The organism is Chloroflexota bacterium (assembly GCA_013152435.1).
GTDB lineage: Bacteria > Chloroflexota > Anaerolineae > DUEN01 > DUEN01 > DUEN01.
Genome location: JAADGJ010000095.1, coordinates 1 through 11,966, shown reverse-complemented (window position 1 = coordinate 11,966; position 11,966 = coordinate 1). Strand labels below are relative to the sequence as shown.

Genomic DNA, 11,966 nt, shown 5'->3' with positions numbered 1-11,966 from the left:
TGCCTGCTTTTCCACAGGACGCCCAATTTCTGGCATGGAGGAACGAGGACATGGCCAAGATCACCTTCATCGGCGCGGGGAGCACCGTCTTCGCCCGGAACCTGTTGCGTGACATCTTCATCTTCCCGGAGCTGCATGATGTCACCATCTCCCTCATGGACATCGATCCCGATCGTCTGCGCACGTCGGAGATCGTGGCGCATCGGGTGGCCGAGGCGGCTAACGCCCATCCCACCATCGAGGCGACCACGGATCGCCGCCAGGCGCTGGACGGCGCCGATTACGTCATCAACATGATCCAGGTGGGCGGCTATCGGCCCAGCACCGTCATCGACTTCGAGACCCCCAAGAAGTACGGGCTGCGCCAGACCATCGGCGACACGCTGGGCATCGGCGGCATCATGCGCGCCCTGCGCACCATCCCGGTCATGTTGGACATGGCCCGTGACATGGAGGAGCTGTGTCCCGACACGCTCTTCATCAACTACACCAATCCCATGGCCATGCTCACCTGGGCCATGAACCAGGCCACCAACATCAAGACGGTGGGGTTGTGCCACAGCGTCCAGGGCACGGCCGCCCATCTGGCCCGCATCCTGGGCATTCCCTATGAGGAGATCACCTACGTCTGCGCGGGCATCAACCACATGGCGTTCTACCTGCGCTTCGAGCGCAAGGGCGAAGATCTGTACCCGCGGCTGCGCCAGGTGATCGAGGAGGGGCGGGTGCCGGATGACGATCGCGTGCGGTTCGAGATGTTCCGCCGGCTGGGCTACTTCGTCACCGAGTCCAGCGAGCACTTCGCCGAATACGTACCTTACTTCATCCGCCGCGATCGCCCCGACCTCATCGAGCGTTTCAACGTCCCGTTGGATGAGTACCCGCGGCGGTGCGAGGCCCAGATCGCCGATTGGGATGAGATGAAGGCGGCGCTGGAGGATCCCGATCCGGAGGCCATCGTGCGCTACGAGCGAAAGAAGATGGAGGAGTGGCTGAAGCGGATCGCCGAGGAGGACCCCGAGCGGGCGGAGCAGCTCCGCAAGGAGTGGGAGCAGGCCCAGGCGGAGGGCAAGTCACGCCACTCCGGCGAGTACGGCACGCTCATCATCCACTCCATGGAGACGGGCCAGCCGCGCGTGATCTACGGCAACGTGATGAACTACGGGCTGATCGACAACCTGCCGCAGGGATGCTGCGTGGAGGTGCCCTGCCTGGTGGACGGCGCGGGCGTGCAGCCCGTGCGCGTCGGCGAGCTGCCCCCGCACCTGGCGGCGCTGATGCGCACCAGCATCAACGTGCAGGAGCTGACCGTGAAGGCGGCGCTGGAGCGGCGACGGGACTACGTCTATTACGCGGCCATGCTCGATCCTCACACGGCGGCCGAGTTGACGCTGGACGAGATCGACGCCCTGGTGGACGAGCTCATTGAGGCCCACGGCGATTACATCCCGCCGTTCGAGGATTATTGATCTTCGCGGAGAGCGGGATTTCTACGTTGCTTAATCTGAGCGAGGTCAATGATTGGCTCACGGGCATGGCATGCCGTGTCCTTACCCGATATATCCCGTAGACGCGAGCAGGGGCGGGATCATCCCGCCCCTGTTTTTTGTGCCTGCGGATCTCCCGGCGTGACGGCGAGCGGCCGGGGATCGCTTGATCACTCCTCTGATGCCTTTGTGTTGGCCTTCGGCTCCTCTGACGTCGCCTGTCCGTTGATGGCCGGACGACCCGTGATCTTCTCGTACCAGAGCGGGTGGTGCAGCCTGGCCCATCCCTTGGTGACCCAGCCGGCGAAGATGGCCTGGATCGTGCCGGGATTGGCCGCCGTGCCCAGATAGACGTGAGATAGCACTCCGGCCACGCCGAAGAGCGCCGCCAGATCGTGAATGATCACGGCCAGGAAGACCACATCGTTGGGAAGCGAGTCCCGGAAGAAGAGGAGCGTGCCGGTGATGAGCAGGACGATGCCGCCGATGATCACCGTCCAGAAGTAGATCTTCTGGCCCGCGTTGAAGCGGTCGGCGGGCACGTGTCCTCCCAGGTAGCCGCCCAGCTTGCGAAGCCACTCCCGGTCGCTGGGGATCAGCACCGCGTCGCGCCACCACAGGATGAACATGATGATGACGCCGGCGCCGAAGACGAACCCCAGCCAGCCGTGCCACACGCGCGGGGTGAGCGTGTTCCCGAAGACGAGCTGTAGCCACCGCCCGCCGTTATAGGCGAAGGCCAGGCCGGTGAACGCCAGGAACAGGAAGGTCATCAGCACGATCAGGTGGACCAGGCGCTCGAACCAGCTGTAACGCTCGATCCGTTCGTAGTCATCCGGCCTGGGAGTGAGCGGCCGGCCGCCGAAGTCGTGCGGCCCATAGCGGGTGAAGTGGAGCGTGGTGGCGAAGAAGACGAGGAGGAGCAGCCCGCCGATCCAGGGGCGCACCAGGGGACAGTGGATCGAGCAGAGCGTGTAGCTGAAATCGCTGACGCCGATGGTCCACCGCACCGGCTCGATGACCTGTTTGCCCTCCTCGTCGAAGGGATCCACGATGTGGGTGCGGTTGAAGAACTCGCCCTGCCGGCTGTGGCAGTCGTTGCAGCCGCCTGCCCCCAGCGCCTCCATCGCCGGCGCGACGTTGTGGCTGATGGAGAAGGCCTCGCCCTTGCACTCCGGCGCGGGATGCCCGATCAGGGCGCCGCTGTCGTCGAACTCCCACAGCTTGTCCCCTTTGACGAACACCGGGTGTATCTGGGTGAAGCGGGCGTTGCCGGCCAGCGTCTGTTCCAGCGCGTGCAGCCCGGCTTCGATCTCCTCCCGCCGGTTCACCTCCGGGAAGCCGTCCCCGTTATCGTCGGTGACCTGGTCCTTGTATACGGCCCACGCCTTGGCCAGCTCCCGGGCGAAGAGCGGATAGACGGTCCCATCCGCCTCCCGATTGCCCCACCAGATGCCGAAGATGGGGTTCACCGGGTGGATCTGGCCGTCGAATTCCTCATAGGCCGGATACCAGTCGGCCGGCTGTCCCCACTTTTCCGCCCCCCCGATGATGTCCCAATGCAGGGAGCCGTAGGTGCTGTCGAAATACTCACCGGCGGCCCGGTGCTTCTGGGGGATATGGCAGGTCTCGCAGGCGATCGCCTTCAGGTGCGATGGCGGGATGTTCACGTGGTCCGGGATGGATGCGCCCAGGTAGCCCGTGGTGTGGCAGTCCTCGCAGGAGCGCATCGTCTTGTCCAGGTCATCCCGCACCGTCTCGATGGTCGTGTGGCCCTTGGCGAAGTTGTGCGAGATATCCCCCGGATGGCAGTCCACGCACTGGATGCCCTGCTGGTTGTGCACGTCCGGATTGATGGGGTCGTTCCAGCTGAACCCTCGCTTCTTCATGTCCGCGGGGCCGTGGCATTGCAGGCAGTTGGTGTCCGCCGGCCGGTAGTTGATGTCCAGCGCCACCTTGCCGTCCTCGTTGAAGAGCCGCCTGTTGTAGACGACGGTTGGGGTCTCCCCGGTCAGCTGCTTCGTCTCGGGGTCGAAGATGCGCCCCTTTACGATCCCCAGGCGACCGGCGGCTGTGGCGGCCCATTTCAGGTTCCAGCTTTTGAGCTGCCCGATCCTTCCCTTCCAGTCGTAGTCAGGGGAGTGACAGAGCAGGCAGTCCGCCTCCAACACGCCGCTCTGATCCCAGTGGCTGCCCATGTAGTCCCCATCCAGCGAGTCTCGCAGGGATGGATTGGCGACCAGGGCCTGGTCGTAGCGTTGCCCATCCCGGTCGAACTCCAGCGGGCCGCCGCCGGGATGGCATCCGGCGCAGGTGGGCATGTTGGGCGGGCCCGTCGTCACCCACTGCCAGACGGTGATGTCGATCTCATCTGGGGTTTCGTTGTGCTTTTTCGCCAACTGGCGAAAGGAGGGCGGTCAGAACTTCCCGAACATGCCGTCGGACAGCACCCACGGCCGTTCGGGATCGAAGTGATCACTGATGACGTCCGCACCCTGTTGGAAGTGATACCCCCCGGTGATGGTATCGTAGTCGTGGCATCCGGAGGCGCTGCACGTCTGGCGTGGGCTGTAGGGCTGGTCGGCGTTCTCCCCGGTGAGCGGGTTGATCACCTCGCCGGCCTCGTTGCGCAGAAAGAACGGCGGGTGCTTCTTGGGGATCGCCTGCGCTTGCGTGGCCTCCTGTGGTGCGGCCAGCGCGCCGCCTGCCCACAGCCAGCCGGATGCGAGCATCAGGGCGGCCAGCGCAACCGCTGCTGTGAGCCAGCGTCGTTTCCTTTTCCCTTGCATCCTCCTACCTCCTTGGACGGGATGATGGTGGAGCCCTGGGATCGAGCGAGGGGCTCTCCTGTGGATCGCTACATAGCGGTTCCTGTACGCATGTTAAGAAAGATTTCTTATTGTAACCTATGACTTATATCATTTCTCCTTATGAGACTTTCTGATAAGCTCTGATTGGGAACGGTAATGACGCCAAGGAGGGGACCCGTGTTGAATCCGGATAGCTTACAGGTCTTCGCGGTGGCGGCGGAGACGGAGAACTTCTCGTTGACGGCGCAGCGCTTGCACATGAGCCAGCCGGCGGTGAGTCAGCATATCGGCGCCCTGGAGAAACGGTTCGGTGTACAGCTCTTCGAGCGGCACGGCCGCCGCATCAAGCTGAGCGCGACCGGAAAAACTCTTTTGCCCCTGGTTCAGGAGCTGTTGCGCGCCCACAAGCGGGTCGAGGAGGTGGCCCTGGCGCTCTCCGGAGAGGTGGTGGGCCATCTGGTCATCGGGTGCTCCACGACCTCGGGGAAGTACGTGCTCCCCTGGCTGCTGGCGCGATATCGTGAGCGGTATCCCCTGGTGCGGGGGACGATACGCGTGGGGCTGCGCTCCCAGGTGATCGACTGGCTGCTTTCCGGGGAGGTCGATTTGGGGGTGACCAGCGAGCGGGTGCAGCGCACCGGGTTGCACTATTGCCGCTTCTTCGAGGACGAGATCGTGCTGGTCGTGCCATCGGGGCATCCGTGGGCGCAGAAGGGGAGCATTTCCCCGTTCGAGCTGTATCAGGAGCGCTTCATCATGCGCGAGCCCACCTCGGGCACGCACATGGCGCTTTTGGAGGGGCTGGATCAGGCGGGCGTGGATGTGGACCGGCTGGAGACGGTGCTCGTGGTGGGGAATTCGGAGGCGATCCTGCTGGCCGTGGAGGAGGGGATCGGGTTGGGCTTTGTACCTCGCGTGGCGGCCGAACGCTGCATCGCCCTGGGGCGGGTGGATATCGTGCCGTTGGAGGGGCTTTCCATGAAGCGGTGGCTGTACATCGCCTACAACTTGAACCTGCCTCAGACCCCTGCCCGGAGGGCATTCTGTGAGTTCATGCAGGAGGTCAACCCGGATGTCCCCTGCATCATCTCCGAGCATCTACGTCACGACATCGTCTCCCGCGGCGTGAAGCGGGACGCGGCAGAGGCGTGATCGCCGTGATCCCATTGGTATCAAGTTAAACTACATCTCCGGGGTGGCTCGGAGGGGCGGCGGCCCCTCCGAAGAAATCTATTTTCAGCCCCTCACGCCCCGTGGGACCGGGGGCCACCGGCCAAAGCCCCAACCAGGCAGGGAAAAGGCGGGAGAAAGAGTTTTTCTGCCTGATGGATAGGATAGATAGGCCCTGAACGTTCGGAGCGCGAGGAGCGGAGGGCATTGCCCCCCGCTCCTCGCGTGCCGGATGACGCTCTCCTCGTCTTGTCCCGGGCGAGGATCACCCGCCGATGCCCTTGAGCAGCGCGCCCACCGCGTAGGCCACGCCCGCGGCCAGCCCGCCGACCAGCAGCATCTCCGCGCCGCTGCGGATCGGGTTCAGCTCGGTGATGAGCACCTTCGCCGCGCCGAGCCCGAACAGTGCCAGGGCCGACAGCGCCAGCGACATGGGGAACTCGATGGAGGTGGGGATCGGGACCACCAGGCCGATCAGGTAGATCAGCAGGGGGACTGACCCGGCGACGATGAAGGACACCAGCGTCGCTAGCGCGCTGAGCAGCGGCTTCTTCTCGTCCTCCATCAGCCCCAGCTCGTCGACCATCATCGCCCGCACCCACCGTTCGGGGTCCTTGGAGTGGATCTCCACCAGCTGGCGGGCGTCCTCCTCCGAGTATCCCTGGGCCCGGTAGATCGCGTATAGCTCCGTCTTCTCGCCCTCGGGGAAGTGTTCCACCTCCCACGCCTCTCGGGCCCACTCGCGTTCATAGTATTCCTGCTCGCTCTTGGAGGAGAGATAGGCGCCGGTGGCCATGGAGAAGCCGTCGGCGAACAGGTTCGCCAGGCCCAGGATCAGGACGATCTTGGTGGCCAGCTGGGCGCCGGCGACGCCGCTCACCACGGCGAAGGTGGTGATGATGCCGTCCAGCCCGCCGTACACCATGTCGCCGATGTACTGGTGGCTCGTCGCGCCGTGTCGCTCCTGGGCCGTCTGGATAATGCGTTCCGGCGTGTGGGCTTGTGCCGCCGCCTGGACATCGCGTCGGGAGAAGGCTTTGCGTGCCTCTTCGATCCGTTTGGATATGCTCATCATCCTCCCTCGTCGTAGAGTCAGGTGAGGCGGATGGCCTCGGCTTTTGCGGAGGGGCTGCTCCCTGAGAGCGTGTCTGAAAGTTTACCGGCAAGGTGTCTGAGGGTCTCCCTCAGCTATTGGCTCCACAGGGGGGTGTGGAGGGGCCCTCCCCTCCACGGAAATCCCACTTTTCCGGCCTATACCTGCCTTTCTCGGCCCTTCCCGAAGGGCCTAGGCCGAGGCCAGGCAGGTCGAAGGCAAAAGAAGGGCTTTTTCCGGAAGGGCAGAGCCCCTCCGGGTCTCCCCAAAGCAGAAGCAACGGCATTTTTCAGGCACACTCTGGGGTTGAGGTTGGGTACGGTGCCGCCATGGTTTTTGGTGTACCGCATGGAAGGGAATTTGTCAAGCGGTTTTTTCGCAGTTGCAGGGGCTCTCAGACGGTGATAGAATGCCTCGGTTGTTCGGGCAGCACCGCATATAGGTGTGAAGGAGATGCGTTATGCGAACGGCAACGGATCGCAAAGTGCTCGTGCTGATCGGCGCGGGGAGCGCCATGTTCACCCGCGGCCTGGTGCAGAATCTGATCGCCGATGGCGGGGAGTGGGAATTGCGCCTGGTGGATATCCATCCGGGGAGCCTGGAGGTCGCCCGGCGGCTCGCGCAGCGCTTGGTGGAGGCTCACGAAGCCCCCATCACGGTGCGAGCCTCCGAGAATCGACGCGAGCTTTTGCCGGGCGCCGATGCGGTGGTCACGACCATCGGCGTGGGGGGGCGCCGCGCCTGGGAGCAGGATGTGTTCGTCTGCCGGGAGTTCGGTATCTATCATCCGGTGGGGGATACCTACATGCCCGGCGGCATCTCCCGGGCTCTGCGGATGGTCCCTCCCATGGTGGACATCGCCAGGGATGTGGTGGCGTTGTGCCCGGATGCCATCTTCATCAACTACTCCAACCCGATGTCCGTGGTATGCCGGGCGGTCCGCAAGGCCACGTCTGCGCAGGTGGTCGGCCTGTGTATCGGCGTCAAGGAGGTGCACGACTACCTGGCGCGCTTCATCGACGCCTCGCCCGACGAGGTGTGGTCGGCCGCCATCGGCGTGAACCATCTCACCTGGATCACGGAGCTGCGCTATCAGGGGGAGGACGCGTGGCCGCTGGTACGTCAGAAGATGGCGGAAAAGCCGGATGCCGTGGCGAAGAATCCGCTCTCATGGGATCTGTTCCGGGTTTTCGGAGCTTTCCCGGCCGTGCTGGATAGCCACGTGGTGGAGTTCTTCCCGGGTTGGCACGGGGAAGGAGACTATTACGGTCGCACCCTGGGGGTGGACGCCTTGCCCTTCGAGTCCATCATCGAGCGGGGGGATCAGATCTTCCAGCGGATGGCCGACGAGGCGTACGGCCGTGTGCCGCTGGCCGAGGAGGGCGGGGCCGGGGAGCATTCACAGTTGGTGGAGATCCTCCGATCCGTGTGGGATGACGCCGGTCGATTCTATTCGGCGAACCTGCCCAATGTCGGCCAGGCGAGCAACCTTCCGGCGGGGGCGATCCTGGAGGGGACGACGCTGGTCAACGGCTCCGGCTTTCATCCCATCGCCTTCGGGGAGCTGCCCCCGGGGATCACGGCTATCCTGCTGCGGGTGATCGGCGTGCAGGAGCTGACGGTGGAGGCCGCGCTGCGTGGGGATCGTCGGCTGGTGGTGCAGGCCATGCTGGCTGATGGGCATGTGTTCACCCGGGAGCAGGCGGAGAAGCTCACCGATGCCCTGTTGGAGGCCCAGAGGGAGTGGTTGCCCCACTTCTTCTCCTGACCCTTACGGCTGACTTTTCGCGTTTTACGCTTTACTCTTCATGCTTCATCCGAGGTTTCCATGGACACTCTGAACGATCTGGTTCGCAGGATCATCCGGCTGCGTGAGGATGGAAGGGCACAGGTCACGCTGCTGGCCGTGTGCCCCAACTCGGCGGCGGTGTTGGAGGCGGCGGTCAAGGTGGCGGCGTCCAACCACATGCCCATGCTCTTCGCCGCCACGCTGAATCAGGTGGATCGGGACGGCGGATATACCGGCTGGGCGCCGTCCCAGTTCGTGCAGCAGATCCGGGAGCTGGCGGAGAAGTATCGCTGGGATGGTCCCCTGTACCCCTGCCTGGATCACGGCGGCCCGTGGCTTAAGGATCGCCACACGCTGGATCGCCTCTCGTTGGACGAGACCATGGCCGAGGTGAAGCGGAGCCTCACCGCCTGTCTGGAGGCGGGGTATCAGCTGTTGCACATCGACCCCACCGTGGATCGCACGCTGCCGCCCGGGCAACCCCTCGCCATCGAGATCGTGGTCGAGCGCACGCTGGATCTCATCGAGTACGCGGAGGCGGAGCGGCGGCGGCTGGGATTGCCCCCCATCGCATACGAGGTGGGCACGGAGGAGGTGCACGGCGGCCTGGCGGATCTCGCCAGCTTTGAGACCTTCGTGCGGGATCTGCGCGCCGGCCTGGAGGCCCGCGGCCTGTTGCACGCCTGGCCCTGTTTCATCGTGGGCAAGGTGGGAACGGATCTGCACACCACGGATTTCGATCCAGAGGTGGCGGCCCGGCTGTACGACATCGTGGCGCCTCTGGGGTCGCTGGTCAAGGGGCACTACACCGACTGGGTATCCAATCCTGAGGCGTACCCGGCCAGCGGCATGGGCGGGGCCAACGTCGGCCCCGAGTTCACCGCGGCGGAATATCAGGCCCTGGCCGATCTGTGCGCCAGGGAGGCGGATCTCTGCCGAGCCCGTCCGGAGGTGCGGCCGTCCGATTTCATGGCCGTGCTGGAGCGGGCGGTGCTCGACTCCGGCCGCTGGAAGAAGTGGCTCACCCCCGAGGAGCAGGGGTGGTCGTTCGCCGAGCTCTCACCCGACCGGCGGGCCTGGCTGGTGCAGACCGGGAGCCGATACGTCTGGGCGCAGCCCGCCGTGGTGCAGGCCCGATCCGTGCTCTATGAGAACGTGGGGCTCGTCCATCCGGACCCGCATCAGTATGTGGTCGATCGGATCGCCCGGGTCATGGAGAAGTACGTCGTCGCCTTCCACTTGTTCGATAGCCTGACGCTTCTGGGTTCGGTCATGCAGGAATAGAAACATCTGCAGGGACGTGCAGCCGTGCGTCCCATTGGTGTCAACTTAAGCGATACGGAAGCGTGGTCCCGCATCTCTGGAGTGGCTCGGAGGGGCGGAAGCCCCTCCGAAGAACTCTATTTTCAGCCCTTCACCTGCCCCGTGGGGCCGAAGGCCACTGGCCGAAGCCCCAACCAGGCAGGTAAAAGGCGAGAGAAAGCTTTTTTCTGCGGAGGGGGAGCCCCTCCGCACCTCCCCTTTCGGGTGTGACCGCCCGTGGAGGGAAAAAGCGACAGGCGAGGGCCTCGCTCATGCCGTTCAGTTGATGCGGATAGGACGTGCAGCCGTGCGTCCTTTGCGTGTGCCAATATGGGCGTCTGGGGTGACCCATCAGCCCGAGGCGTCTCCCTTTCGGCGCCGTCGTTCTTGGCGGCGCTGTCATCTTGTCCGGCACTCTCCTGGATCGGCGATTAAGGAAAGGATCTTGGGGATCGTGGAATCGAACCGTCGCAACATGGCTATCCTGTTCTTCACCCTGGTCGTCATCATGCTGGGGTTTGGCATGATCATCCCGATCATGCCGTTTTACATCGACAGCTTCGGCGCCAGCGGCCGCGCGTTAGGGCTGCTGATGGCGACCTTCGCCGTCACACAGTTCATCTTCGCTCCCATCTGGGGGAGCCTGTCCGACCGCTATGGTCGGAAGCCGATCCTGATGATCGGCGTGCTGGGTAATGCCATCGCCCAGCTCTTCTTCGGCCTATCCACGCAGTTGTGGATGCTCTTCGCCGCCCGGGCGCTGTCGGGTATCCTCTCCTCCGCCACGCTGCCGACGGCCATGGCGTACATCGGGGACAGCACCTCGGAGGAGGAGCGGGGCGGCGGCATGGGGATGATGGGAGCGGCCATGGGGATCGGCATGGTCCTGGGGCCTGGAATTGGCGGCTGGCTGGCGGGCAGAACCCTCTCGCTGCCGTTCTTCGTAGCCGCCGGGCTCTCCATGGTCACGCTGGTGTTCATCCTGTTGGCGCTGCCGGAGTCGCTGAGCCGGGAGCGCCGAGCCCGGCGCGAGGACGGTTTGCAGGGGCCCCAGCTGCGGGCGCTGTGGCGGGCGCTCTTCGGCCCCATCGGCGTGTTGCTGTTTCTGGCCTTCCTGTTGAGCTTCGGGCTCACGAACTTTGAGGGGATCTTCGGGCTGTACGCGCTGGAGCGCTATGGGTACGGCCCCCAGCGTGTGGGCACGATCCTGACGATCATCGGCCTCGTCTCGGCGGTCGTGCAAGGGGCCCTGACGGGGCCGCTGACGAGGCGCTGGGGCGAGGTGCCCGTGATCCGGCTGTCGCTGCTGGGGAGCAGCATCGGGTTCCTGCTCATGCTCCAGGCGACCACGTTCTATTGGGTGCTGTTGACGGTGGGCGCTTTCGTCACCTGCAATGCGTTGCTTCGTCCGGCGGTGTCCTCGCTGATCTCCAAGCGCGCCACCAGCGGACAGGGCGCGGCCATGGGGCTGAACAACGCCTTCATGAGCCTGGGACGCATCGCCGGGCCGGTTTGGGCGGGGTTCGCCTTTGATGTGCACATCAGTTATCCCTATCTCACCGGCGCAGCCGTCATGTTCCTGGGGTTTCTCATCAGCGTCACGCGGTTGCACGCCGCCTCGGCGCCCGCCGCCCGGCCCGCGAGCGTAACGCACCCGGAGGCGATGGGATAGTCCGATCAGGCATGGGGACCCGGCCCATTTGCGTCGTCTCGCGATGCGGCGCCAGCTCCCACGCTGGCGCCGATGGCAGGTTGAGCATGGGAGCTCAACCTGCTGTGTGGCCGGGTGTGGGAGCCTGGCTCGCTGGTGCCGGACCACAGCAGCGCCAGCTCCCACGCTGGCGCTGACTGGCGCCGGTGGCAGGTGGAGCGTGGGAGCTCAACCTGCTGTGTGTGATCGAGTGTGAGGGGTCGGCCTGCTGGTGCCGGACCACAGCGGCGCCAGCTCCCGTGCTGGCGCTGACCGGTGCCGATGGCGGGTTGAGCGTGGGAGCTCAACCTGCTGTGTGTGATCGAGTGTGAGGGGTCGGCCTGCTGGTGCCGGACCGCAGCAGCGCCAGCTCCCACGCTGGCGCCGATGGCAGGTTGCGCGTGGGAGCTCAACCTGCTGTGTGTGATCGAGTGTGAGGGGGCGGCCTTCTGGCGCCGGACCACAGCAGCGCCAGCTCCCATGCTGGCGCCGACCGGCAGGTTGAGCATGGGAGCTCAACCTGCTGTGTGTGATCGAGTGTGGAGCCCAGCCGGCGTCAGAGTTCCTTCTCGTAGATGCGATAGGTCTTGTAGACGCGTCCTCCCAACGCCTTGATCGTATTGTT

The 11,966-nt window shown here is 64.8% G+C and carries 8 protein-coding genes; 5 read left to right on the top strand and 3 right to left on the bottom strand.

Features of this window, described 5'->3' with window-relative positions:
* The first annotated feature begins 50 nt into the window (after positions 1–50).
* On the top strand, positions 51–1,469 hold the full coding sequence (locus GXP39_13620; GenBank protein NOZ29073.1) for an alpha-glucosidase/alpha-galactosidase: 1,419 nt from the start codon (positions 51–53) through the stop codon (positions 1,467–1,469).
* 188 nt (positions 1,470–1,657) lie between these two features.
* Here the strand turns inward: GXP39_13620 and GXP39_13615 are convergent, their stop codons facing one another.
* Entirely contained in the window at positions 1,658–3,886 is a 2,229-nt protein-coding gene (locus GXP39_13615; GenBank protein NOZ29072.1) for a formate dehydrogenase subunit gamma, read from the bottom strand.
* 18 nt (positions 3,887–3,904) lie between these two features.
* Positions 3,905–4,276 carry a hypothetical protein gene (locus GXP39_13610; protein NOZ29071.1) on the bottom strand — a complete coding sequence of 124 codons (372 nt, stop codon included), beginning with the start codon at positions 4,274–4,276 and terminating at the stop codon, positions 3,905–3,907.
* A 198-nt stretch (positions 4,277–4,474) separates the two neighbouring features.
* On the opposite strand from GXP39_13610, the gene GXP39_13605 reads away from it, so the two are divergent.
* Positions 4,475–5,449 carry a LysR family transcriptional regulator gene (locus tag GXP39_13605; protein ID NOZ29070.1) on the top strand — a complete coding sequence of 325 codons (975 nt, stop codon included), beginning with the start codon at positions 4,475–4,477 and terminating at the stop codon, positions 5,447–5,449.
* A gap of 283 nt (positions 5,450–5,732) precedes the next feature.
* On the opposite strand, the gene GXP39_13600 is transcribed toward GXP39_13605, so the two are convergent.
* Positions 5,733–6,539, bottom strand: a complete 807-nt coding sequence (locus GXP39_13600; protein NOZ29069.1) for a hypothetical protein — start codon at positions 6,537–6,539, stop codon at positions 5,733–5,735.
* A 481-nt stretch (positions 6,540–7,020) separates the two neighbouring features.
* Here GXP39_13600 and GXP39_13595 point away from each other — a divergent pair, with 481 nt between their 5' ends.
* The 3 genes from GXP39_13595 to GXP39_13585 all read left to right on the top strand — a co-directional run bounded on the left by GXP39_13595 (position 7,021) and on the right by GXP39_13585 (position 11,323).
* Complete coding sequence (locus GXP39_13595) at positions 7,021–8,328, top strand: hypothetical protein (protein NOZ29068.1); 1,308 nt, start codon at positions 7,021–7,023, stop codon at positions 8,326–8,328.
* Between the two features lie 60 nt (positions 8,329–8,388).
* Positions 8,389–9,633, top strand: coding sequence for a class II D-tagatose-bisphosphate aldolase, non-catalytic subunit (locus GXP39_13590; GenBank protein NOZ29067.1), 1,245 nt, complete (start codon positions 8,389–8,391; stop codon positions 9,631–9,633).
* A gap of 493 nt (positions 9,634–10,126) precedes the next feature.
* Entirely contained in the window at positions 10,127–11,323 is a 1,197-nt protein-coding gene (locus GXP39_13585) for a TCR/Tet family MFS transporter (GenBank protein NOZ29066.1), read from the top strand.
* Positions 11,324–11,966: the final 643 nt, after the last annotated feature.